This is a genomic window from Pseudoflavonifractor sp. An184 (assembly GCF_002160305.1).
GTDB classification, from domain to species: domain Bacteria; phylum Bacillota; class Clostridia; order Oscillospirales; family Oscillospiraceae; genus Lawsonibacter; species Lawsonibacter pullicola.
Genome location: NZ_NFKI01000025.1, coordinates 1 through 22191 on the forward strand (window position 1 = coordinate 1; position 22191 = coordinate 22191).

Annotated in this window: 22 protein-coding genes and 1 tRNA gene; 16 read left to right on the forward strand and 7 right to left on the reverse strand. The window is 60.7% G+C overall.

The window, feature by feature from the left end; genetic code table 11:
- Positions 1-544 precede the first annotated feature (544 nt).
- The 3 genes from B5F19_RS09555 to hslO are packed head-to-tail and all read left to right on the forward strand — an operon-like array spanning position 545 to position 2535.
- On the forward strand, positions 545-850 hold the full coding sequence (locus B5F19_RS09555; RefSeq protein WP_087289931.1) for a YerC/YecD family TrpR-related protein: 306 nt from the start codon (positions 545-547) through the stop codon (positions 848-850).
- Positions 837-1607, forward strand: a complete 771-nt coding sequence (locus B5F19_RS09560; RefSeq protein ID WP_087289933.1) for a class I SAM-dependent methyltransferase — start codon at positions 837-839, stop codon at positions 1605-1607. Before B5F19_RS09555 ends, B5F19_RS09560 begins: the two co-directional genes overlap by 14 nt.
- A 49-nt stretch (positions 1608-1656) precedes the next feature.
- Positions 1657-2535, forward strand: a complete 879-nt coding sequence (gene hslO, locus B5F19_RS09565; protein WP_087289935.1) for an Hsp33 family molecular chaperone HslO — start codon at positions 1657-1659, stop codon at positions 2533-2535.
- A gap of 104 nt (positions 2536-2639) precedes the next feature.
- Here hslO and pckA read toward each other — a convergent pair whose 3' ends face one another.
- Together pckA and rsmA are read right to left on the reverse strand one after the other, a co-directional pair.
- On the reverse strand, positions 2640-4247 hold the full coding sequence (gene pckA / locus B5F19_RS09570) for a phosphoenolpyruvate carboxykinase (ATP) (RefSeq protein WP_087289937.1): 1608 nt from the start codon (positions 4245-4247) through the stop codon (positions 2640-2642).
- Positions 4248-4451: 204 nt separating this feature from the next.
- On the reverse strand, positions 4452-5312 hold the full coding sequence (rsmA, locus tag B5F19_RS09575; RefSeq protein WP_087290011.1) for a 16S rRNA (adenine(1518)-N(6)/adenine(1519)-N(6))-dimethyltransferase RsmA: 861 nt from the start codon (positions 5310-5312) through the stop codon (positions 4452-4454).
- A 157-nt stretch (positions 5313-5469) separates the two neighbouring features.
- Here rsmA and B5F19_RS09580 point away from each other — a divergent pair, with 157 nt between their 5' ends.
- The 7 genes from B5F19_RS09580 (at position 5470) to B5F19_RS09610 (ending at position 10962) form a co-directional block, all read left to right on the forward strand.
- Positions 5470-6516, forward strand: coding sequence for an NADH:flavin oxidoreductase (locus tag B5F19_RS09580; RefSeq protein ID WP_162612557.1), 1047 nt, complete (start codon positions 5470-5472; stop codon positions 6514-6516).
- Between the two features lie 119 nt (positions 6517-6635).
- Positions 6636-6722, forward strand: a tRNA-Leu gene (locus B5F19_RS09585).
- A gap of 550 nt (positions 6723-7272) precedes the next feature.
- A complete protein-coding gene (locus B5F19_RS09590) occupies positions 7273-8196 on the forward strand; it encodes an HNH endonuclease (RefSeq protein ID WP_087289941.1) in 924 nt (307 codons plus the stop codon).
- A gap of 372 nt (positions 8197-8568) precedes the next feature.
- Positions 8569-9060 carry a sigma-70 family RNA polymerase sigma factor gene (locus B5F19_RS09595; protein ID WP_204248317.1) on the forward strand — a complete coding sequence of 164 codons (492 nt, stop codon included), beginning with the start codon at positions 8569-8571 and terminating at the stop codon, positions 9058-9060.
- Positions 9057-9911, forward strand: coding sequence for a DUF3298 and DUF4163 domain-containing protein (locus tag B5F19_RS09600; protein ID WP_087289943.1), 855 nt, complete (start codon positions 9057-9059; stop codon positions 9909-9911). Before B5F19_RS09595 ends, B5F19_RS09600 begins: the two co-directional genes overlap by 4 nt.
- A gap of 557 nt (positions 9912-10468) precedes the next feature.
- Positions 10469-10705, forward strand: coding sequence for a DUF2508 family protein (locus B5F19_RS09605; protein ID WP_087289945.1), 237 nt, complete (start codon positions 10469-10471; stop codon positions 10703-10705).
- The gene (locus B5F19_RS09610) at positions 10702-10962 is read left to right on the forward strand and encodes a pro-sigmaK processing inhibitor BofA family protein (protein ID WP_087289947.1); all 261 of its coding nucleotides are present in this window, start codon (positions 10702-10704) and stop codon (positions 10960-10962) included. The genes B5F19_RS09605 and B5F19_RS09610 overlap by 4 nt, the downstream gene beginning before the upstream one ends.
- 254 nt (positions 10963-11216) lie before the next feature.
- On the opposite strand, the gene B5F19_RS09615 is transcribed toward B5F19_RS09610, so the two are convergent.
- The 5 genes from B5F19_RS09615 to B5F19_RS09630 form a co-directional block, all read right to left on the reverse strand.
- Complete coding sequence (locus B5F19_RS09615; RefSeq protein WP_087289949.1) at positions 11217-11402, reverse strand: hypothetical protein; 186 nt, start codon at positions 11400-11402, stop codon at positions 11217-11219.
- 83 nt (positions 11403-11485) lie between these two features.
- Complete coding sequence (locus tag B5F19_RS17490; RefSeq protein ID WP_162612558.1) at positions 11486-11653, reverse strand: hypothetical protein; 168 nt, start codon at positions 11651-11653, stop codon at positions 11486-11488.
- A 2-nt stretch (positions 11654-11655) separates the two neighbouring features.
- Positions 11656-12312: an ABC-2 transporter permease gene (locus tag B5F19_RS09620; protein WP_087289953.1), complete on the reverse strand. Its 657-nt coding sequence runs from the start codon at positions 12310-12312 to the stop codon at positions 11656-11658.
- The gene (locus tag B5F19_RS09625; RefSeq protein WP_087289955.1) at positions 12309-13169 is read right to left on the reverse strand and encodes an ABC transporter ATP-binding protein; all 861 of its coding nucleotides are present in this window, start codon (positions 13167-13169) and stop codon (positions 12309-12311) included. The genes B5F19_RS09620 and B5F19_RS09625 overlap by 4 nt, the downstream gene beginning before the upstream one ends.
- The gene (locus B5F19_RS09630) at positions 13166-13546 is read right to left on the reverse strand and encodes a GntR family transcriptional regulator (RefSeq protein WP_087289957.1); all 381 of its coding nucleotides are present in this window, start codon (positions 13544-13546) and stop codon (positions 13166-13168) included. Before B5F19_RS09630 ends, B5F19_RS09625 begins: the two co-directional genes overlap by 4 nt.
- 239 nt (positions 13547-13785) lie before the next feature.
- Between B5F19_RS09630 and B5F19_RS09635 the strand changes: the two genes are divergently transcribed.
- From B5F19_RS09635 to B5F19_RS09660, 6 genes are all read left to right on the forward strand, one after another.
- Positions 13786-15261, forward strand: a complete 1476-nt coding sequence (locus tag B5F19_RS09635; protein WP_162612559.1) for a MerR family transcriptional regulator — start codon at positions 13786-13788, stop codon at positions 15259-15261.
- 141 nt (positions 15262-15402) lie between these two features.
- On the forward strand, positions 15403-16491 hold the full coding sequence (gene serC, locus B5F19_RS09640) for a 3-phosphoserine/phosphohydroxythreonine transaminase (RefSeq protein WP_087289961.1): 1089 nt from the start codon (positions 15403-15405) through the stop codon (positions 16489-16491).
- Between the two features lie 839 nt (positions 16492-17330).
- On the forward strand, positions 17331-18503 hold the full coding sequence (locus tag B5F19_RS09645) for a phosphoglycerate dehydrogenase (RefSeq protein ID WP_087289963.1): 1173 nt from the start codon (positions 17331-17333) through the stop codon (positions 18501-18503).
- A gap of 4 nt (positions 18504-18507) precedes the next feature.
- Entirely contained in the window at positions 18508-19086 is a 579-nt protein-coding gene (locus B5F19_RS09650; protein WP_087289965.1) for a rhomboid family intramembrane serine protease, read from the forward strand.
- Between the two features lie 92 nt (positions 19087-19178).
- Entirely contained in the window at positions 19179-21176 is a 1998-nt protein-coding gene (locus tag B5F19_RS09655; RefSeq protein ID WP_087289967.1) for a YgiQ family radical SAM protein, read from the forward strand.
- Positions 21177-21206: 30 nt separating this feature from the next.
- Positions 21207-21707: a hypothetical protein gene (locus B5F19_RS09660; protein WP_087289969.1), complete on the forward strand. Its 501-nt coding sequence runs from the start codon at positions 21207-21209 to the stop codon at positions 21705-21707.
- Positions 21708-22191 lie beyond the last annotated feature (484 nt).

Here is a 22191-nt window from a genome sequence, read left to right on the forward strand (position 1 = left end):
TCTTGTTCGCTTGATATCCGGATGCGATGTATGCTTTGACTGCTCGCATCCGTTCCTCGTATGTGTACATTCTTGCCCCTTCCCGGTCCAGCTTTTTGTCCGCATGGCCGGGCCCAGTGGCCCGGCGTGAATTTGGGCCGCCACTCAAATTTTGCGCGCCGGAAATTTTGCAATTCTTAACAGGTACGCGTTCCCCGTAATAGGGGTTCTAGGGGACGGGCGTCATGGAGGCGGGAGGCCTTGCCGAACCACCGATTGCGCCCGCCCCCTAGCGGTTCTTTGGTGACTTTCTGGCCGTCCAGAAAGTCACTCGCCGCCGGGGCGGCGAATTCTCCCCGTGTGCAAATAATGCTGGAAAGACGGCGTGCCCTACGTACAAAAAAGCCGCTCCCTCATCGTCCCCTCATCCGTCTGGCCTAGCGGCCAGCCACCTTCCCCCCAAGGGGAAGGCTTTCGGAAACTCCCTGTATTCCCTGTTTACTTTCGCAAGCTAGTGTGTTACAATATAAAAAACATCCCACTTGCCGCGGGAAAGGAGCGTCCTATGTCCAAATTTTATGACAAGCCCTCCAGCGACCTGCTGTACCAGGCCCTGCTGCAGGTCCACACCCTGGAGGAGTGCCGCCAGTTTTTACAGGACCTGTGCACGGTGTCTGAGCTGAAGGCAATGGAACAGCGCATGGAAGTGGCCATGCTGCTGGACCAGGGGCTCATTTACAGCGAGATTTTAGAGCGCACCGGGGCCTCCAGCGCCACCATCAGCCGGGTAAACCGCTGTCTCCACTATGGGGCGGACGGCTACCGCACGGTGATTCCCCGCCTGAAGGAGGAGAACCATGGGAAGCTATGAGTTTCTGGCCGGGTGCTACGACGAGCTGACCTATGACGTGGGCTACTCCGCCTGGGCGGACTACATCGAGGCCCACTTCCGAAAGCGCGGGCTGCCCGGCAAAACCGTGCTGGATCTGGCCTGCGGCACAGGCTCTCTCACCCGGGAACTGGCCCAGCGGGGCTATGAGATGATCGGGGTAGACCGCTCCCCAGAGATGCTCTCCGAGGCGGCGGAGAAGAACCGGGACGCGGGGGAAGTTCCCCCGATCTTTTTGTGCCAGTCCATGGACAAGCTGGACCTGTACGGTACCATCGACGCCTGCGTGTGCTGCTTGGACAGCGTCAACTATGTCACCGACCCCAGGCAGCTGCGGAAGGCCTTCCAGCGGGTCTACCTGTTTCTCATGCCCGGGGGGGTGTTTTTGTTTGACATCAACAGCCCCAGCAAGCTCCAGGGCCTGGACGGCCAGATCTTTCTGGACGAGACGGAAGATGCCTACTGCGTCTGGCGGGCGGAGTACTCCAAGCGGAGCCGGACCTGCTCCTACTTCATGGACCTGTTCCGGCTGGACCAGGAGACCGGCCTGTGGGAGCGGGGCGAAGAGCTCCACCAGGAGCGGTCGTATGAGCCGGAGGAGTTGGTGGAGTACCTTCGGGAGGCGGGCTTCCAGGACATCCGCCAGTACGGCAACCGGAAAATGCGTCCCCCCAAGCCCGGCGAGGACCGGATCTTTTTCACAGCCCGGAAGGACCCCCGCATGACCACCCAGGTCTGAGGTCCTCCTCTTTTTCTTTCCCATCACAGACGTACAAGGAGAATATATCATGCGCGACGAAATCGTAAGAGCCATTACAGCGGACGGCCTGGTCAAGGCCGCCGCCATCACCGGCCGGGACCTGGTGGAGCGGGCCCGGAATATCCACACCCTTCTGCCCGTGGCCACTGCCGCACTGGGGCGAACCCTTATGGCCGCCTCCCTGATGGGGGACGCCATGAAGATCGACGGCTCCTCCCTCACCCTGCAGATCAAGGGCGGCGGCCCCCTGGGCACCATTCTGGCCGTGTCCGACGAGGCGGGCAACGTGCGGGGCTATGTGCAGAACCCCCATGTGGAGCTGATGGAGAAGGCCCCCGGCAAGCTGGACGTGGGCCGGGCCGTGGGTGAGACGGGCAGCCTCACCGTCATCAAGGACCTGGGGATGAAGGAGCCCTACGTGGGCACCATCGACCTGCTGTCCGGGGAGATCGCCGACGACATCGCCGCCTACTTCGTGGAGAGCGAGCAGATCCCCACCGCCTGCGCCCTGGGGGTGCTGGTGGGCACCGATCAGAGCGTGACCTCCGCGGGCGGCTACCTGATCCAGCTCCTCCCCGGGGCGGGCGAGGACATCATCACCAAGATCGAGGCCGGCGTGCAGCGGGTGGGCTCGGTGAGCCACGCCCTGGAGGGCGGTCTGGACGGGGCCGGTCTGCTCCGGGCGGTGCTGTCCGACTTCGACCTGGAGATCCTGGAGACCCACCCGGTGGAGTACCGCTGCTACTGCTCCCGGGACCGGGTCACCCGGGCCCTGATCAGCATGGGCCGGGAGGAGCTCTCCTCCCTCATCCAGGAGCAGGGCCAGGCGGAGCTCACCTGCCAGTTCTGCGACCAGATCTACCGCTACTCCAAGGAGGAACTGGAGGAGATTCTGGCCAATATGTGACCGTTTCTGAAGTTCCCATGCAATTTCTTTCCCATGATAAAAATTCGCCTCCGGTCTCCCGGAGGCGAATTTTTCAGCTTATTCTGCGAAAAGCGGCGGAAGCATCAGTCCACCTTGGGGCCGGCGGCCACCAGCGCCTTGCCGGCGTCGTTGGTGGTGTACTTGGCGAAATTCTTCACGAAGCGGGCCGCCAGGTCCTTGGCCTTGGTATCCCACTCAGCGGCGTTCGCGTAAGTATCCCGGGGGTCCAGGATGGCGGGGTCCACGCCGGGCAGAGCGGTGGGCACCTCAAAGTTGAAGTAGGGGATGGTCTTGGTGGGGGCGGTCAGGATAGAGCCGTCCAGAATGGCGTCGATGATGCCGCGGGTATCCTTGATGGAGATACGCTTACCGGTGCCGTTCCAGCCGGTGTTCACCAGGTAGGCCTTGGCGCCGGACTTCTGCATCTTCTTCACCAGCTCCTCACCGTACTTGGTGGGGTGCAGCTCCAGGAAGGCCTGGCCGAAGCAGGCGGAGAAGGTGGGGGTGGGCTCGGTGATGCCCCGCTCGGTGCCGGCCAGCTTGGAGGTGAAGCCGGACAGGAAGTAGTACTGGGTCTGCTCCGGGGTCAGGATGGACACGGGGGGCAGCACGCCGAAGGCGTCGGCGGACAGGAAGATCACGTTCTTGGCGTCGGGGCCGGCGGACACGGGGCGCACGATCTTCTCGATGTGGTCGATGGGGTAGGAGACGCGGGTGTTCTCGGTGACAGAGTCGTCCGCGAAGTCGCAGTGGCCGTTCTCGTCCACAGTCACGTTCTCCAGCAGGGCGTTGCGCTTGATGGCGTTGTAGATGTCGGGCTCGGCGTCCTTGTCCAGGTTGATGACCTTGGCGTAGCATCCGCCCTCAAAGTTGAACACGCCGTTGTCGTCCCAGCCGTGCTCGTCGTCGCCGATAAGCAGACGCTTGGGGTCGGTGGACAGGGTGGTCTTGCCGGTGCCGGACAGGCCGAAGAACAGGGCGGTGTTCTCGCCGTTCATGTCGGTGTTGGCGGAGCAGTGCATGGAGGCCATGCCCTTCAGGGGCAGGTAGTAGTTCATCATGGAGAACATGCCCTTCTTCATCTCGCCGCCGTACCAGGTGTTCAGGATGACCTGCTCCCGGGAGGTGAGATTGAAGATGGCGGCGGTCTCGGAGTTCAGGCCCAGCTCCTTATAGTTCTCCACCTTGGCCTTGGCGGCGTTGTAAGAGATGAAGTCGGGCTCGAAGTTCTCCAGCTCCTCGGCGGTGGGCTGGATAAACATATTCTTGACAAAGTGGGCCTGCCATGCCACCTCCATGATGAAGCGGATGGCCATGCGGGAGTCGTGGTTGGCGCCGCAGAACACGTCCATCACGAACAGGCGCTTGTTGGACAGCTGCTCCTGCGCCAGCTTCTTGCAGGCGTCCCAAGCCTCCTGGGAGGCGGGCTTGTTGTCGTTTTTGAACTCGTCAGAGGTCCACCACACGGTATCCCGGGAGGTATCGTCCATTACGATAAACTTGTCCTTGGGGGAGCGGCCGGTGTAGATGCCGGTCATGACGTTGACGGCCCCCAGGTCGGTGACCTGTCCCTTGTCATAGCCCTCCAGGCCGGCCTTGGTCTCCTCCTCAAACAGGAATTCATAGGAGGGATTGCGGATAATCTCCGTGGTACCAGTAATACCATACTTGCTCAGATCAATGGTTGCCATTTGAATGACCTCTTTTCTGAATGATCTTCCAGCCGCCGGGCATCCGCCCGGGCAGCGGAGCGTGTCCCAAAACATTTATAATAATACACGTTAGCTGGACTAAAGTCAATCGCATTCAGGATTGCAATTTAGTTATGGCTTTTATTGCATTTTACATATTTGACAGCGGTTTTGCCAGCTGAATTCCGGGAAAAACAGAGGATCTCACCCCCCGGCCCGGCGCAGCGCTTTGGAAAGGGCGGCGAAGTCGGAAATTGACAGCCGCTCGCCCCGGATATTCTCCGGCAAACCGCAGCCGGAGACCGCATTGGAGATTCCTTCCTTGGAGAGCGGTCCCCCTAAGGACGCGCTTAAACTGTTCACCAGCGTCTTGCGCCGCTGGGCGAAAGCGGCCCGGACCACCCGGAAGAAGTGGGCCTCGTCATCCACCTCCGGAGGCGGCGGGCAGGGAACCATGCGCAGCACGGAGGAAGTGACCTTGGGGGCGGGCAGGAAGCACTCCGGCGGCACGTCAAAGAGGAGCTCCGGCCGGGTGTGGTACTGGCAAAACACTGAAAACGCCCCATAGTCCGGCGTCCCCGGGGCGGCACAGATCCGCCGGGCCACCTCCCGCTGAATCATCACGGTAATGGTCTTGAAACACCCAGCCTCAATGAGGGCGGTGATGGCTGGGGTAGTGATGTTATAAGGCAGGTTGGCGCAGGCCAGAGGGGTAAGTCCCGAGAACTTCTCCCCCACCAGAGCCGGAATGTCCGTCTTCAAAATATCGCCCGGACACACCTCCGCATTGGGACAGTCGGCCAGCGTCTCCTCCAGAATGGGCAGCAGAGAGCGGTCCAGCTCCACCGATGCCACCTTGTCCGCCCGTTTGGCCAGTTCCCGGGTGAGGGGGCCGATGCCCGGCCCCACCTCCAGCACACCGGTCCCCTCCCCTGCTCCCGAAGCCGCCGCGATGTCCTGAGGCACCCAGGACTGGATCAGGAAATTCTGCCCCATACTCTTGGAGAAGTGGAAGCCGTGGCGGGCCAGCAGGGCCTTGATCTCGTTGATGCTGCATAAATCCATAGCTCATCCTCATTTCGGTTCACGTTTTCTCCAATATAGAAGAAAAACCGGAGGCCGTCAAGAGAATTTCTTGCCCATGCGGGCGGGCTGTGATACAATTTTCTGCACACAAGCGGCCGCGCAGTGCGCGGAGCAGAGAACAGAGGAGGCAGACGCCATGAAAGGACTTCTGTGGCAGCCGGGGCGGCTGGGCCCTGTGGAGCTGCGCAACCGGACCATCCGCTCGGCCACCAACGAGCACCTGTCCCAGCCGGACGGCCAGCTGACCCAGGTGTGGGCGGAGACTTTGGCGGAGCTGGCCCGGAACGAGGTGGGGCTGGTCATCACCGGCCACCTGTGTGTGGACCGCACCCAGCGGGCGGACGAGGGCCAGCCGGTACTGGATGGTCAGACCGACCGGGCCCTGCTGGCCCAGGCGGCGGAGAAGGTCCACCGGGCCGGCGGGCGCATTGCCGCCCAGCTCAGCCACAGCGGGAAAAAGGCCATGGAGGCGGTCAACGGCCGGCCGGCCAAGGCCCCGGAGGACTTCTCCCCCGAGGAGCTGGACCGGCTGGCGGAGCAGTTCCGCCTGGGGGTACAGCTATGCCGGGAGGCGGGCTTTGACGCGGTGCAGATCCACACTTCCCACGGGTACCTGCTGTCCAATTTCCTCAACCCCGAGGAAAATCTCCGCACGGACCAGTACGGCGGCCGCCTGGAGAACCGCTTCCGCCTTGTGGGCCGCATCCTCCAGGCGGCCCGGGAGGCGTGCGGGCCGGAGATGGCCCTGCTGGTGAAGGCGGACTGCAACGGCTGCGGCGACCTGCACCGCCTGCTGGAGCTCTATCAGGAGGCGGGCGCGGACGGGGTGGAGCTCAGCGGCGTGGACTTTGCCGCCCGAGCCGGTGAGAAGTCCCCCTTCTATCTCCAGGAGGCCCTTCGGGCCATGGATGGAATCCAGATTCCCCTCAGCCTGGTGGGCGGTATCTTCGATCTGGAGACGGCGGAGGCGGTGCTGGAACAGGGCTTCACCTTTGTCTCCTTCAGCCGCGCCCTCATCTGCCAGCCGGATTTTATCGCCCGCATGAAGCGCGGGGAACAGACCAAGAGCGCCTGTCTGGCCTGCAACGGGTGCTATCAGATCTACCGCCGCCGCCCGGTGCGCTGCGTCCAGCACAAGGACTCCATCCCTCAGCTGGAGAAGGTGTTCGGGTGCTCCATGTGACCGGGACCGGGCCGTCCGCCGGAGCCGGATTTGACTCCGGCAGGCGGCCCAAAAATTATGCTTGCAAAATTTCCGGTCTTTCGCTATAATATAAAAGCTATCCTGAAAAAGGGCGGTCTGCCGGTGTGATGGAATTGGTAGACGTAGTGGACTCAAAATCCACCGCTGGCGACAGCGTACCGGTTCGAGTCCGGTCACCGGCACCAAAACAAAAGGCAACTGCGAAAGCAGTTGCCTTTTGTTTTGGGTTCCGGCCGCCGGAGGCGGCCTCCACCCTTCGGTATTTGAATGCTCACGGCAGAGGGACGGCTCTGCCGCCGGCCGGATGGCCGGTTGAAATGCCGCCGCACTGGACTTCATTTTGACTTGGGCGTAATTGTGAATGCCCCCCACTTTTCGAACTATTCTATCGAAAAGCGGGGGGGATTGTATTGGGAAAGTCTTGTATCATGGACCTTTCAGGTTTTCACGGCTATTGCTCTGCTCTTTCAAATCGAGCCAAACACAAAAGCAATATTTTACATCAGATAGAAATTTAGACGGTGCAACCAGACAAAGCGTGCTAAATAACTTTAAAATATTTTACTTATATTTAATTTCTCAACTTTAAAGAGAAAACATCGTAGATTACTTGTTTCTTGCAGCTTATACCAAATGTATGCTATAATTAATTTAAAAAGTGGTCTTAGATAAAAGTCACATCCCTCAAAGCCGAATTTGATTTTTATAACGATAAGGTGCTGAGAAAATCGTATTATGAAATTTGAACTGACTGAATACCATCATAATATATCCGATCAAGCTTTATTAAACGATGTTGCTCATGTGGCAAGAGTTCTTAATAAGTCTAGTCTGACCAAAAAGGAATATGCACAAAATGGTCAATATGGCGTAGAAACAATTTGTAGGCGTTTTGGCAGCTGGCTCAAAGTTCTTGACCTATGTAAACTGGAATCAAATCAGTTTCAATTGGCTGCCGCAAATAGTTCACATTTGTACACTGCTATCTCTAATAGAGATTTATTAGATGACATTATTCGAGTTTCAAAGATTTTGGGCAAAGAGTCTTTCAGCAGCAGAGAGTATAACGATCTTGCTAAGTACAGTAGTTCAACAGTTTTTAAACGCTTTAAAGCATGGAATAATGCACTTGTTAAAGCCGGTCTACGTCCTTATAAGCAAGTTTCAGAAAAGCGTATTGAAACCACCACTCTTTTTGAAGAAATTGAACGAATGTGGATTACTTTAGGCCGACAACCAACAGTGAGTGATATAAAAAACGGATACTCAAAATATGCACTTAACACTTTTAGTCGTCGATTTGGTGGTTGGCGAAATGCACTTGAGGCTTTTGTTGATTGGATTGAAAATGATACGCAGGTAATTGATATCAAAACAGACCAAAGTGTAGGGGACGATACACTCATCCAAGAACGGGATTTCCCTCCGCCTATAAAGCACAAGACTAAACGAGATATTAACCTTCGACTCCGTTTCTTGGTTATGAAACGTGATAATTTTAAATGCTGTATCTGCGGAGCATCTCCGGCAAAAGATTCAGAAGTTGAACTTCATGTTGACCACATTATTCCCTGGTCTAAAGGAGGAGAAACGGTTATAGATAATTTGCAGACGCTCTGTAGCAAGTGCAACTGGGGAAAGAGTGATTTGCTTGAATAGTTCACTCAATTTATTCAATTTTTAGCTTGCATCTATAGTGCTACAATATCCTACGTCGGAGCAAGCTCATGCCGTTGCTCCTCTTCTCCAAACTGAACCCGCTACCACTGCTTCGGTTTGGGTCCGCCGTTCTCCGGCGGTTTTATCTGACCATGAAAGAATATCGATTTTAACCGCTCCTTCCACAAAAAGGGCACGGCATAAGTCGTGCCTTTTTTGTGAGTCTTGGCCGCTGTACATTTCTATCCTCGCCGTTTTAAACCTGAGATATTACCGTTAACCACCCCATCCACATATTTTGGGAAACTCCGCAAACTTTTTCTCTTCCCCATCCGTCTATTCAACAGGACACCGCAGAAAGGACCGTTGCAAGTGGCGAAAAAGCGCGAGGCGCTGCTCACCGACTATTTCACCCGAGAGCAGGCCAGGTTTTACCGGCTGGCTTACAGCTACCTGAAAAATCGGGAGGAGGCGCTGGACGCGGTGCAGACGGCTGTGTGCCGGGCCTGGGAGCGGCAGGACAGCCTGCGGGACCCGTCGGCCCTGCACACCTGGTTCTGCCGCATCCTGGTCAACGTATGCACAGACCTGCTTCGACAGCGCGGACGGGTGACCTACGTCCCCCTGGAGGACCTGGAGGAGGGGGGCTATGAGGACCCCCTCCCCGCCGACGACAGCCTGGCCGCCCGGGTGGACGCCCTCCCTCCCGAAGTGGCCGCCGTCATCCGCCTGCGCTTTTACGAGGAGCTCTCCCTGAAGGAGATCAGCGCCGTCACCGGCGCGCCCCTGAGCACGGTCAAGACCCGGCTGTACACCGGTCTGAAAAAGCTGCGTGTCTCGTTGGAAGGAGTGTACGATCCATGAAGGAGTTCGAGAAACTGAAAACGGAGTATGACTCCACCCCCATTCCCCCCGAGCTGAACGACCGAATCCAGGCGGGAATCCGGCAGGGCCGCCGCCGCCGCGTCCTTCGGATCTGCCGCCGCTCTCTGGGGACAGCGGCCGCCTGCCTGGTGGTGGCGGTGGGCGTATTGAACGTCTCTCCCCCGGTGGCCGCCGCCGCCGCGGACCTCCCTGTGTTGGGCCCCCTGTTCCAGGTGCTCACCGTCCGGGCATATGATCAGACCGAAGACGGGATCGACTACCATGTGAGCGTTCCCGGAGTCATCTCCGACAGTGAGCTGGCCCAGCGGGTCAACCAGGAGATCCAGGAGCGGGTGGACGCCCTCACCGCTCAGGCCCAGCAGGACTGGGAGGACTACCGGGAGGTCTTCTTCGCCACCGGCGGCACCCAGCAGCAGTGGGATGAGCGGGAGATGGACGTAATCGTCGACTATGAGATCAAATCCCAGTCGGAAAACGCCGTCTCCTTTACCGTGGATTTCGGCGAAGGGTGGGTCACCGCCGCCCAGGAGCGGTACTGCTATAACCTGGATTTAGCCGAAAACCGGGATATCACCCTCCGGGACCTGCTGGGGGACGCCTGGGTGGAACGATGCAACCAGGCGGTCCAGAGCTATATCGCCGCCCACACGGACGAGCACGGCTACACCCTCTTCTTTGATTCCGAGGCGGGAGGCTTCACCACGGTGGATGAGAACACCCGGTTTTATATTCGCTCCGACGGTGTCCCCGTCCTGGTGTTCCAGGAGTACACCATCGCCGCCGGCGCCGCCGGCATCGTGGAGATCCCGGTGGAGGATACCCAGACATAATCCGCGGAATAATCAAACCAATGAAAAAGGCCGCCCAAATGGGCGGCCTTTTCGCGCCTGCTGCGCGTACTGCCGGAGATTCGGCAGGGTCACAGGCCCCCGGAAGGGGCCCTGTTATGGGACAGCATGCGGGGACAGACGCCTCGGGGCAGAGCTCCGTCGGACTGTACCCCTCTCCGCCTTTCGCTGGGCTTCTTTCGTTCAAGCTTCGCCGGGAATCCGGCTGGGCTTCCATCCGAATGATATCTTCCGTACCGACTCAGAGTAAATTCCTCTGATTTCTCTCCGGCACCGGCTTAAGAGAGCCTTCTTTCCCAGGGCATTCCCCCGGGACAGGTTTCCTCCGGTCTTTGTGACCAGATGCCTGCTCTCTCGCCTTTCGCCAAAGGAGAGACGGTCCAGCACCGGCTTAGAGAGGGGAGAAAACTCCCCGCCTCGGCTGTCCGAGTCTAGTATGTCCCCAAAGTTTCGCTCCATGCGGTTTTAGGCTTGGAATATTTGTCCAAACTATACATATCCTTACTACTGAGATTATATCCCGGAAAGGAGCATCCGCCATGTCTCTCCGTCTCTCCTCCGCCCGCCGCCGGGAAAAGGCCGCCCGGGAGGCGGAACGCCGGGAGCTGATCGCCTCTCTGGCCAGCACCCGCACCCTCATCCAGCAGGCCTACGGCGGCTTCAACACCGTCAGCGACAGCGACCTGATCGAGTCCTACGTCTTTGAGATCAAGGCGCTCCAGTCCCGGTACGACTACCTGCTCCGCCGGGTCAAGGAGCTGGAGTGCGCCCCATGACCGGCGAGTTCTCCCCCTGGGGAGCGCTGGCCCTGCTGCTCCTGGCCGCCCTGGCCCTGTTTCACCGGCCCCTGGGCTGCCTGCTCCGGCTGGCGGTGCGCTCCTCGGTGGGGCTGGCCGTCCTGGCTCTGTTCAGCTCGGTGGGGCACTACATCGGAGTCAACCTGGGCGTCAATCTGGTGAACGCCCTGGTGCTGGGGGTGCTGGGGGTCCCCGGCTTCGGCCTGCTGCTGATGCTCCAGTGGGTTCTGCGGTAGCTCCTTCTCTTCCGGCGCGGAAAGGCCGTTACTTTCCCGCCGCCGCGCGGCGGAAAAGTCCTCGCTGCGCTCGCTGAACGCCTTGCCAAGCAAGGCATTCAGGGCATTCGATCCCACTCGAGGCGGGCTGCCGCCCCCTCGAGCTCCCCCGCCAACTCTCGGGCGGATTCGTCTGAACAGAGGTTTTTCGACATGCTGAGGCCGGCGCTTTTGCAAGCGCCGGCCTTTTTCTGTATCCATGATGTATGATTCCGTCAATCCGGGAAGCCGTCTGTCTGAGCGGGCCCCTGGGGGCCTTTGGCCTTCTCCTCCTCCACCATGCGCTCCCGCTCGGCCAGGCCCTGGAGGACCTGGATGGCGTAGTCGATGGCGGGGATGGCCCGGGCGGAGCAGTACTGCCGGACCTGCTTGAGCTCGTGAATGGCATATTGCGCGGTCATAGAGTGGACCCCCTCTCCATTTTTTCAATCTTATTATAGCACAGGGAGAGTATTTTGTGCAAGGGGCCCAAACATGAATGGAGTCACTCCTCCCGGACCGCCATCTCCCCCGCCACCAGGAGAGGGACGGACAGGGCCAGCAGGGCCCAGGCGGCCGCCCCGCCCGGCGGGATGAGGCCGGTGAAGGGGAGCAGGGCGGAGCATGCCGCCAGTCCCCGCCCTGCCCACCGGAGCAGGCCCTGGAGCCTCATGGTCAAAACTCCTTTCGGTCCACAATGCGGCAGGAGATCAGGAAGGAGAGCCCCAAGCACGCCAGTCCCGCCAGGGGGAGCAGGGCAATTACCCCAAGGGCGTTGAGCTCCGGCAGCCGGTTCAGAAATTCCAAGCTTAGGCCCAGGTCGTGGCCGAAGCGCAGGAGCAGGAAAAGGGCGATGAAGGGGATGAAAATCACAGCGAACAGGTAGGGCCGGGCCCGCTCCGGCCCCAGCTTATAGCACAGGGGGAGCATGACATCCACGATAAACAGCCCTGCCCCCATAGAGCCCAGGATGGAGGCGAGGTTTTCGATGAGAGAGGCGTTGCCCAGGTCCAACAGAGTGAGGGCCACGGCGCACATGCTGCTGCAAGCGGCCAAAACCAGGAGGATTAACAGGGTAAACAAATACCGTGCTCCCACGATGTCCCGGGACTCCAGGGGGAGGGAGCGGCAGAACCGATCCCACTTGGCCGTCTCGTCAAAGGAGAAACAGGAGATGGGCAGCACCATGATAATGACCGTAGAGAAGGAGATCACAATCGAAGCATCAAAAACCCCCAGCACTGCCAGACCAAAGTAGGCGAGCAAAAAGATCACATAAAACCGGATGTTCTTACGCATAACCAGGGCGTCCTTCCAAATAAGACCAGTCATGTCTCTTCCCCCTTTCCAACAAACAGCATAATGTCCTCCAGATGGATTTTCTCCACCATCAGCTTGGGATATTTTTTATGGAACGCCCCCCGGTCGGGCACCAGGGCCTCACAGCCGAAGGAGCCCTTCCGCACCCGCAGCAGGTCGGACGGGTCGATGGCGCGCAGGTCGGCGGCGGAGCAGCCCACCCGGCCGTAGCGGTCCAGAATGTCGTCCTTGGCCTCGGACAGGACGATCTTCCCCTCGTGGATGTAGGTGATGTAGTCCGCCGCCTTCTCCAGGTCGCTGGTGATGTGGCTGGAGATGAGGATGGCGTGGTCCTCGTCGCAGATGAAGCTCAGAAATTCGTCCAAAATCTCGTCCCGCACCACCGGGTCCAGTCCGGCGGTGGCCTCGTCCAGGATCAGCAGTTTGGGCTGGTGGGCCAGGGCGGCGGCCAGAGATAACTTCATCTTCATGCCCCGGGAGAACTCCTTGATGAGCTTCTCCTCCGGGAGCTTGAATTTTTTCAGATAGTCCGCATAGAGGTTGTCGTCCCAGGTGGGATAGACGGGACCCAGGATGCGCTTCAAATCCTTGGGACGCAGGGAGTCGTGGAAGAAGCACTCGTCCAGCACCACGCCCACCTCCAGCTTGGCGGCGCGCTCGTCGGCCACATTGTCCTTCCCCAGAATGGTGATGGTTCCGCTGTCCCGGCGGATCAGGTTCAAAATGCACTTGATGGTGGTGGTCTTGCCCGCCCCGTTCTCCCCGATGAGGCCCATGATGGTCCCCCCTGGGATGGTCAGATTCACATGGTCCAGGGCAAAGTCCCCGTAGGACTTGCACAGATCCTTGATTTCCAAACAGTTTTTCATGATTCGTCACCCTTATAAATCAGGTCGAGAAGTTCTTGTAATTCTTCTAAGGTGAGGCCGCCCTTCCGTGCCTCGTCCACCGCCTGGGTGAGGATGTCCTCCACCCGGCGCAGCTGGGCCTCCCGCAGCAGCTCCCGGTTCTGGGGGGCCACAAAGCAGCCTTTGCCGGGGACGTTCTCAAGAAACCCCTCCCGCTCCAGCTCCTCGTAGGCCCGCTTGGTGGTGATCACCGAGATGCGCAGCTCCTTGGCCAGCAAGCGCATGGACGGCAGGGCGTCCCCCGCCGCCAGGGCTCCGGTCATGATCTGCTCCTTCACCTGGTCGGTGATCTGCTCATAGATGGGTTTTCCGCTGGAATTGCTGAGAATAATATCCATTTGGCGCACCATGTAAACCGGGCGGCCGGCTGTCGGCCCTGCGCATAGGTCCGGCGCTCTCCGCCTCGGCCTGCCTTTCTTTGTCATAGTGTATATATACTATATGCACAGTATATATGGGATATACACAGTTGTCAAGGGGGGAGAAAAACTTTTTTGAAAAATCTATGATTTTCCTTGACTGTCAACCCTCTTTACCCCTTACAATGGGGGCAGAACAGGAAGGGAGGTCGGCCTCTATGACCGTCAAAGAAGTGGAGGAGCGCACCGGGCTGCCTCGGGCCAACATCCGTTACTACGAGAGCGAGGGCCTCATTCATCCCGCCCGGGGGGAGAACGGCTACCGGGACTACCATCAGGAGGACGTGGACACTCTGCTGAAAATCAAGCTGCTGCGGCAGGTAGGGTTCTCCCTGGAGGTGATCCGGGCTCTCCAGGCGGGAGAGCTGGATCTGGAACCCGCTCTGGAGGGCCGGCTGGCCGCCCTGACCTCCCAACAGATGGAGCTTGGCCAGGCCGCCGGGATCTGCCGGGCCATGCGGGAGGACCATGTCCGGTACGACACCCTGGACGCCCCCGTCTATCTGGACCGCATGAGCCAGCCGGAGCGTCCCTCCCTCACCTGGAGGGAGGACCCGCCGCCCCGGGCCGTCTTTCCCTGGCGGAGATTCTGGGCCCGGACCGTGGATATCGCGCTGTGTACCTTCCTCTACTACGGCGCGCTGGCCCTGCTGGGCCGGATCAGTATGCTGAACCGCACCGGGGGATACGAGATCCTGGACCAGCTGGGGGTGCTGGCCCTGCTCCTGCTGCTGGAGCCCCTGTGCCTCCACCTGTGGGGGGCCACCCCGGGGAAATTTCTCCTTGGCCTGCGGCTGACCCGGAGTGATGGGAGCTGTTTCAGCTATCGGGAGGGGCTGCGGAGAACGGCTCTGGTGCTGGTGGGGATCGGGGGAAATCTGATCCCTCTGGTGAGCAGCGGACTGATGATCGCCTACTGCTGGCAGGACTACCACGGCCGCCTCCAGTTCTGGCGCAGGGGGACGGACGAGGTCTACACCGACGGCAGCCGCCCCGGCCAGAGCTACTGGAGCACCTCCAAGAGCCGCCTGAAGGCGCTGGGCGCTCTGGGGCTGGTCCTGGGGAGCTTTGCGCTGTCTGTTAACATTCAAACCTGGGTGCTGACTCCGGTGAACCAGGATCAGGCTCTGACGGTGGAGCAGTTTGTGGAGAACTACAACCAGTTCAGCCAGAACCTGGCTGGGCCGGACGAAGAGGTGGCGCGGCTGACGGCGGAGGGGACCTTCGTGGAGCCGGAGGACCCGCCGGGGGTCGTGGTCATTTCTCTGCATGAGGAGGCTCCCCTCCGGCTGGCGTTTCAGGAGGAGGACGGAGCGCTCGCGTCGGTGTCCTACTCCTACCGCTATGAGCCGGCGGGGGAACAGCTGCCCACCTCCCTTCCCGAACAGGAGACCGCCAAGATCCTGTGGTCCTTTCTCTACGGCCGCTGCGGCCTGTCCCAGGAGGAGCTGCTGGATCTGATGGGACGGATCGAGGAGCAGCCGGACCAGCCCCTGGAGTGGACGGACCAGGGCGCGGAGATTCTATATCAGCCGGAGGTCCTGGGATATCATGTGAGCAATTTGGGCCTGATCCCCGAGGAGGGGGCGGAGGAGTACCGGGTGACGGCGGAATTTTCCGTCTCCCTGGCCTGAGGGGCGAAATATTTTTGTCTCCCTCCCCTGGAAGGATTGACACTTCTGGGGCGCTAAACTATAATAAAATACTGTCCCACCCTTTTCTTTTCCGGGTCGGGACAGTATTTTTAATCTATGAAATGAAAGGGGTTCTCCCAAATGAGCGACCAGCGTGTTTACAACTTCTCCGCCGGCCCGTCCATGCTCCCTCTCTCCGCCCTGGAGCGCGCCGGGTCTGAAATCACCAACTACCGAGGCTCCGGTATGTCCGTGATGGAGATGAGTCACCGGTCAAAGATTTTCATGCAGATCTTTGCGGAGACCCAGGAGAAGCTGCGCCGGCTGATGAATGTGCCCGACGAGTACCAGATCCTGTTCCTCCAGACCGGGGCCTCCGGCCAGTTTTCCATGATTCCTCTGAACCTGATGAGCCGCACCGGCAAGGCGGACTACGCCGTCACCGGCAACTTCGCCTCCATTGCCGCCAAAGAGGCCAAGAAATACGGCGCCGTGAACATCGCCGCCGACACCAGCGACCGGGACCACAGCTACATCCCCGCTCAGGACCAACTGAAGCTGGACCCGGAGGCCAGCTACTTCTACTACTGCGCCAACAACACCATCTACGGCACCGAGTGGCAGTATGTGCCCGAGACCGGGAATGTGCCCCTGGTGTGCGACATGTCCTCGGACATTCTCTCCCGCCCGGTGGATGTGTCCAAGTACGGCATCGTCTACGCCGGAGCTCAGAAGAACATGTCCCCCGCCGGCCTGACGGTGGTCATCATCCGCAAGGATCTGGCCGGCCACGAGCTGCCCTACACCCCGCTGATGATGAACTATCAGACCATGATCGAGAAGGACTCCATGTACAATACGCCCCCCTGCTGGTGCATCTACATGCTGGGCCTCACCCTGGACTGGGTGGAGGAGCAGGGCGGCGTGGCCGGCATGGAGAAGCTGCGGGACCTGCGCTCCTCCATGCTGTACGACGCCCTGGACAACTCCAAGCTCTTCAAGTGTCACGCGGAGAAGGGCTCCCGGTCCGGGATGAACGTCACCTTCCGCACCGGCAGTGAGGAACTGGACGCCAAGTTTGTGGCCGAGGCCACCGCGGCTGGCTTTGTCAACCTGAAAGGCCACCGGAAGGTGGGCGGCATGCGTGCCTCCATCTACAACGCCATGCCTGTGGAAGGCGTTGAAAAACTGTGTGATTTTATTAAGGAGTTTGACAAGAACAACGGGTGATATTATGGAACGCAGGGGATTTCGCCGCCTGCGGGCGGCGAGTTACTTTGCCCGTGGCGGCAAAGTAACCAAAACGCCACCGGGGACGCGGCCGATGGACTACGGCTCCGCTTTGCTCCGCCTAGGTCCATAGGACCGCTTTCCCCGGACCCCATTACGGGGGACACGTACCTGTGAGATAGAAGAAAATTTCCGGCGCGCAAAATCTGAGTGGCTTTCCGCAGTTCAATCCGGGCCACTGGGCCCTGGCTTCCCTAAAATTACAGCCGGTGCGCTTCCACTTCCGCGCCTGACTGTGCTGAGCCAACGCTCCCGGTGCGTACTCTGGCGGGAGCCCCAAGGGGCTCCCCTACCTAGACACGGAGGGCTTTCTTGCGATTCGTAGGGGAGGGGCTTGCCCCCGCCGCCGGGGATTCTGTCTCCTCTGTAGGGCGCGACGACCTCGGCGCGCCGCTCCTGCGAAAAAAGGAAACGTCCCAAGATATGCCGATCCCCTGAGCCGCACTTGAGCCCCACTAGCCCAAAGGCGCGCTTCCAACCAATAGAAGCACCGCACAAAGGTTACCAGCAACTCAGCGGCAGCGGTAATAGAAGGGCGGGCAATCGATTGAACTACCCGCGCCTTTGCGTCGACCTCTAAGTCCGCCTAATTGGCGGCTCCCGTAAAATGGGGGGTCCAGGGGGAGAGCGAATATGAGCGCGAAGCGCTCATCTGAGCTCACCCCCTGGTGCCTCTTTGGTTTCTTTCTGGGCATCCAGAAAGAAACTCGCCGCCGGGGCGGCGAAATATCCCCAAGAAAAATCACCCAACAAGTGAGAAGGATTCGAGGTTTTCAACCATGTATCGCATTAAAACACTGAATAAAATTTCCAATGCCGGCCTGAACCTCTTGGACCAGACCCGGTTCCAGGTGGGCAGCGACGTGGAGAACGAGGACGGCATTCTGGTCCGCTCCGCCCCCATGCACGACTATGAGTTCCCCGACGCCCTGCGGGCCATCGCCCGGGCGGGCGCGGGCACCAACAACATCCCCATCGACCGGTGCAGTGAGAGCGGCATCGTGGTGTTCAACACCCCCGGCGCCAACTCCAACGCGGTGAAGGAGCTGGTGGTGGCCGCCATGCTTATCGCCTCCCGGGACATCATCGGCGGCGTGGAGTGGGTCCAGGAGCAGGTCCACACCCCCGGCGTGGACATCGCCCAGGCGGTGGAGAAGGGCAAGTCCGCCTTCGTGGGGCCGGAGATCTACCGCAAGACCCTGGGCGTCATCGGCCTGGGGGCCATCGGAGCCTTGGTGTGCAACATCGCCCTGGACCTGGGGATGGACGTGTACGGCTATGACCCCTTCCTGTCGGTAGACGCCGCCCTGCGGCTGGACCGCCACGTCCACGTGGTGAAAAATGTGGACGACCTGTACCGGGTGTCCGACTACATCACTATCCACATCCCCTACAACAATGACACCAAGGACTTCATCAACGCCGAGGCCATCTCCAAGATGAAGGGCCAGGTGCGGGTGCTGAACCTGGCCCGAGGCGGTCTGGTGAACGACGACGACATGATCGAGGCTCTGGAGTCCGGCCGGGTAGCCCGGTACATCACCGACTTCCCCGACGACAAGATCGCCCCGGTGAAGAACGTCATCGCCTTCCCCCACCTGGGGGCCTCCACTCCGGAGAGCGAGGAGAACTGCGCCCGCATGGCCGCCGACCAGCTGAAGGACTATCTGATCAACGGCAACATCAAAAACTCCGTCAACCTGCCCAATGTGTCCCAGGAGTGGAGCGGCATCTCCCGGGTGTGTCTGATTCACAAGAATATTCCCGCCATGCTCACCCGCATCACCTCCATTCTGGCGGACGAGGGGGTCAACGTGGAGAATATGACCAACAAGTCCCGGAAGGACTACGCCTACACCATGGTGGATCTGAACAGCCGCATCAAGGACACGGTGGCCGATGAGCTGCGGGCCATCCCCGGTATGATCCGGGTGCGTGTGCTCAACCACTGATAAAATGGGCCGGCTGCGCATCCAGTATAACGCGCCGGTGGTGCTCACCTTCAGCCTGCTCTCCCTGGCAGCCCTGCTGCTGGGGATGGCCACAGGGGAGCGGTCCACCTGGCTGCTGTTCTGCGTCTACCGCTCCCCCCTCACCGATCCCCTCACCTATGTGCGCCTGTTCGGCCATGTGCTGGGCCACGCGGGGTACGGCCATTTCATCAGTAACATCATGCTGCTTCTGGTGGTGGGCCCGCCCCTGGAGGAGAAGTACGGCAGCCGCCGGCTGCTGGCCTGCATCGCCATCACCGCCCTGGTGTCCGGGCTGGTCCAGTTTATCCTGTTCCCCGGTTCCGCCCTGCTGGGGGCCAGCGGCATCGTCTTTATGATGATCGTCCTGTCCTCCCTGGCGGGCATGCGGGAGGGGGCCATCCCCCTGACCCTGATCCTGGTGGTGATTCTCTACCTGGGGGGCGAGGTAGTGGACGCGGTGGCCGCACAGGACAGTGTCTCCCAGCTCACCCACATCGTGGGCGGGCTGTGCGGGGCCGCCCTGGGGTTTGCCATGAGCCGGTCCCACCCCTTTTCCCGATAATCCCAAAACGGCGCGTGCGTCCGGCGCACACGCCGTTTTGTCTCCGCGCATGCTGACCATGCGCCATCAAAACTTCACTCAGGAGGTCCTCCATGAGCTTTGACCGCGATCTTTTTCTCCCCGTCTCCCGGGAGGACATGGCCCGCCGGGGCTGGAATTCCTACGACATCTTGATCATCACCGGGGACGCCTATGTGGACCACCCCTCCTTCGGCCCCACCATCATCGGCCGGGTGCTGGAGGCGGAGGGCTACCGGGTGGCCATCCTGGCCCAGCCCGACTGGCGCACCCCGGAGTCCTTCACCGCCCTGGGCCGTCCAAAGCTGGCGGTGATGATCTCCGCGGGCAACCTGGACTCCATGGTGGCCCACTACACAGCGGCCCGGAAGCGCCGCCACGACGACGCCTACTCCCCCGGCCGGAAGGCGGGCCTGCGCCCCGACCACGCCACCGTGGTGTACTCCAACCGGGTGCGGGAGGTGTTCGGGGACATCCCCGTCATCATCGGCGGCCTGGAGGCCTCTCTGCGGCGGTTTGCCCACTACGACTACTGGGAGGACAAGGTGCGCCGGTCCATCCTCTTTGACGCCCAGGCGGACATCCTCACCTACGGTATGGGGGAGAAGGCCTCGGTGGAGATCGTCTCCCGCCTGGCCTCGGGCACCCCAGTGGAGGAGATCACCGACGTGCGGGGCACCTGCGTGTCCATTCGGGACCCGGGGGTGTGCGCCTACCCCAAGGTGGAGGTCCCCTCCTTCGAGCAGGTGTCCGCCAGCAAGGAGGACTATGCCCGGGCCAATATGATCGAGTACAACGAGCACGACCCCTTCGTGGGCAAGGCCATCCTCCAGCGCCATGGCCGGGACCTGCTGCTGGTCAATCCCCCGGCCATGCCCCTCACCACCCAGGAGATGGACCGGGTGGCCGAGCTCCCCTATGTGCGGGAGCCCCACCCCATGTACGACGACACGGGGGGCGTGCCCGCCATCGAGGAGGTGCGCTTCTCCATCACCCACAACCGTGGGTGCTTCGGAGCCTGCAACTTCTGCTCCCTGGCCTTCCACCAGGGGCGGGTCATCTCCGCCCGCAGCCACGAGAGCGTCCTCCGGGAGGCGAAACTCCTCACCCAGCACCCGGGCTTCAAGGGGTACATCCACGACGTGGGCGGCCCCTCCGCCACCTTCCGGCACCCCTCCTGTGAGAAGCAGCTCAAGCACGGTCTGTGTAAAAACCGGGCCTGTCTGGCCCCGGAGGCCTGCCCCAACCTGAACGCCGACCACACCGACTACATGATGCTCCTGCGGAAGCTGCGGGAGCTGCCCAAGGTGAAAAAGGTCTTTATCCGCTCGGGCATCCGCTTTGACTATCTGATGAAGGACCCCAGCGGGGAGTTTTTCACCGATTTGGTCCAGTACCACATCTCCGGCCAGTTGAAAGTGGCCCCGGAACACTGTGTGGCCCACACTCTGGACTACATGGGCAAGCCCCACATCGAGGTGTACGAGAAATTCCGGGAGAAGTACTTCAAGCTCAACCTCCGGTACGGAAAGGACCAGTATCTGGTGCCCTACCTGATCTCCTCCCATCCGGGGTGCACCCTGGAGGACGCGGTGCAGCTGGCTGAGTGGCTGAACAAGCAGGGCCACATGCCAGAACAGGTCCAGGACTTCTACCCCACTCCGGGCACCCTGGCCACCTGTATGTGGTACACCGGCCTGGACCCCCGGACCATGAAGCCGGTGTTCGTCCCCAAGACGCCCCACGACAAGGCCCTCCAACGGGCCCTCATGCAGTGGCGCAAGCCCCAAAACCGGAAGCTGGTGCTGGAGGCCCTCCACAAGACGGGCCGGGAGGACCTGATCGGCTACGGCAAGCGGTGTCTCATCCGCCCGGACAAAGGGGGCGCCCCCCGCGGCGGAGAGGGCGGGGCCAAGCCGGACCGCTCCGCCCCCAGAACGAACACACGCGGCGGAGCGGCCCGTTCGGAGAAGTCCGCCGCCCTCAAGCGCTCCGGCCCCGCCAGGCGGAAGGCGGGCTGGGCCAAGCCCGCCGCCCCCAAGAAGGGCACCAAGGGCCGGAGGCGGGGATAACACAGTCGTGTCGGAAAGGACGGAGGCGTCATGGAGGAAATCAAATGCAGCTGCGGCGGAACATTCCAGTACCTTGGGCCGGAGTTCCTTCGTACGGGCAACATTCAGTTTCTGGTGGATAAGGACGTGGAGGAAAAGTGTATCCCCGGCGAGCTGTATGTCTGTGACCGGTGCCGCTGCCTGCGCTTCTGCGCCAATACCATTTGGATCTCGGAGCGGAAGGCCTGGTGGGAAGAACAGCGCGCCGAAGTGGAGCGGGAGCAGCAGCGGCAGCAGGCCAATTTTCAGGCCCGTTTCCAGGCTTTTCTGCGGGATTTTGCAGCATACAGCAGCCAGAAGCTGGAGAAGATCGCCTCCGGCGGCTCCCTGTTCTCCGGGTATGACGAGGTGGCCCAAGCCGCCGCCCGGCATCTCTTGGAGGAGCGGAAAACAAATCCCGACGCCGTCCCTCGGGAACAGGAGCACGTCCAGCCGGAGCCCCGCCCCAGCTGGACCAGACGGAAAAACTCCAAGCCCCCTTGGGAGCGGTAACATTTCGTGATAGTCAAAAAATTCCTGGGACCAGTTGGCTCCAGGAATTTTTTACAGAAAGAACGGGCCCCGGGCAGATGCCCGGGGCCCTTGTGCGTTCTATTTACTTGTACAGCTCCACCTCGTCGGCACAAGCTGCGGATCATTCGCTTCCGCGTCCGCGAGAAAGCTCACTCCCTCCGCTGCGCCTCCTCTCCCATCCCCAGCCGCTTCGCTCGACTGGGGATGGGGCCCGCCGGGTGGTGCTCGTAGCGGGCCTTGGCGGCCAACCCCAGCGGGCCTTGGCCCGCTGGGAACCCCATCTGAATTGAAATGCTCGGGGCGGCAAAGCCGCCCCTCCGCCTCGTCGTCGCAAAGTCCGCTTGACTCCGTTTCCGCCTGACGGCGAAAACTGCGTCCGCTCCCTTGCTCCGACTCTCCCCACACGACCCGCTCCGCTGGGCTCGTGTGGGGACCCCGACGAAAACGCTTGTACGGCGCAAAG

What these genes read in the sequence shown, in the direction of transcription:
- B5F19_RS09555 (WP_087289931.1), top strand. Translation starts at nt 545, where the DNA reads ATGTCCAAATTTTATGACAAGCCCTCCAGCGACCTGCTGTACCAGGCC.
- B5F19_RS09560 (WP_087289933.1), top strand. Translation starts at nt 837, where the DNA reads ATGGGAAGCTATGAGTTTCTGGCCGGGTGCTACGACGAGCTGACCTAT.
- hslO (WP_087289935.1), top strand. Translation starts at nt 1,657, where the DNA reads ATGCGCGACGAAATCGTAAGAGCCATTACAGCGGACGGCCTGGTCAAG.
- pckA (WP_087289937.1), bottom strand. Translation starts at nt 4,247, where the DNA reads ATGGCAACCATTGATCTGAGCAAGTATGGTATTACTGGTACCACGGAG.
- rsmA (WP_087290011.1), bottom strand. Translation starts at nt 5,312, where the DNA reads ATGGATTTATGCAGCATCAACGAGATCAAGGCCCTGCTGGCCCGCCAC.
- B5F19_RS09580 (WP_162612557.1), top strand. Translation starts at nt 5,470, where the DNA reads ATGAAAGGACTTCTGTGGCAGCCGGGGCGGCTGGGCCCTGTGGAGCTG.
- B5F19_RS09590 (WP_087289941.1), top strand. Translation starts at nt 7,273, where the DNA reads ATGAAATTTGAACTGACTGAATACCATCATAATATATCCGATCAAGCT.
- B5F19_RS09600 (WP_087289943.1), top strand. Translation starts at nt 9,057, where the DNA reads ATGAAGGAGTTCGAGAAACTGAAAACGGAGTATGACTCCACCCCCATT.
- B5F19_RS09605 (WP_087289945.1), top strand. Translation starts at nt 10,469, where the DNA reads ATGTCTCTCCGTCTCTCCTCCGCCCGCCGCCGGGAAAAGGCCGCCCGG.
- B5F19_RS09610 (WP_087289947.1), top strand. Translation starts at nt 10,702, where the DNA reads ATGACCGGCGAGTTCTCCCCCTGGGGAGCGCTGGCCCTGCTGCTCCTG.
- B5F19_RS09615 (WP_087289949.1), bottom strand. Translation starts at nt 11,402, where the DNA reads ATGACCGCGCAATATGCCATTCACGAGCTCAAGCAGGTCCGGCAGTAC.
- B5F19_RS17490 (WP_162612558.1), bottom strand. Translation starts at nt 11,653, where the DNA reads ATGAGGCTCCAGGGCCTGCTCCGGTGGGCAGGGCGGGGACTGGCGGCA.
- B5F19_RS09620 (WP_087289953.1), bottom strand. Translation starts at nt 12,312, where the DNA reads ATGACTGGTCTTATTTGGAAGGACGCCCTGGTTATGCGTAAGAACATC.
- B5F19_RS09625 (WP_087289955.1), bottom strand. Translation starts at nt 13,169, where the DNA reads ATGAAAAACTGTTTGGAAATCAAGGATCTGTGCAAGTCCTACGGGGAC.
- B5F19_RS09630 (WP_087289957.1), bottom strand. Translation starts at nt 13,546, where the DNA reads ATGGATATTATTCTCAGCAATTCCAGCGGAAAACCCATCTATGAGCAG.
- B5F19_RS09635 (WP_162612559.1), top strand. Translation starts at nt 13,786, where the DNA reads ATGACCGTCAAAGAAGTGGAGGAGCGCACCGGGCTGCCTCGGGCCAAC.
- serC (WP_087289961.1), top strand. Translation starts at nt 15,403, where the DNA reads ATGAGCGACCAGCGTGTTTACAACTTCTCCGCCGGCCCGTCCATGCTC.
- B5F19_RS09645 (WP_087289963.1), top strand. Translation starts at nt 17,331, where the DNA reads ATGTATCGCATTAAAACACTGAATAAAATTTCCAATGCCGGCCTGAAC.
- B5F19_RS09650 (WP_087289965.1), top strand. Translation starts at nt 18,508, where the DNA reads ATGGGCCGGCTGCGCATCCAGTATAACGCGCCGGTGGTGCTCACCTTC.
- B5F19_RS09655 (WP_087289967.1), top strand. Translation starts at nt 19,179, where the DNA reads ATGAGCTTTGACCGCGATCTTTTTCTCCCCGTCTCCCGGGAGGACATG.
- B5F19_RS09660 (WP_087289969.1), top strand. Translation starts at nt 21,207, where the DNA reads ATGGAGGAAATCAAATGCAGCTGCGGCGGAACATTCCAGTACCTTGGG.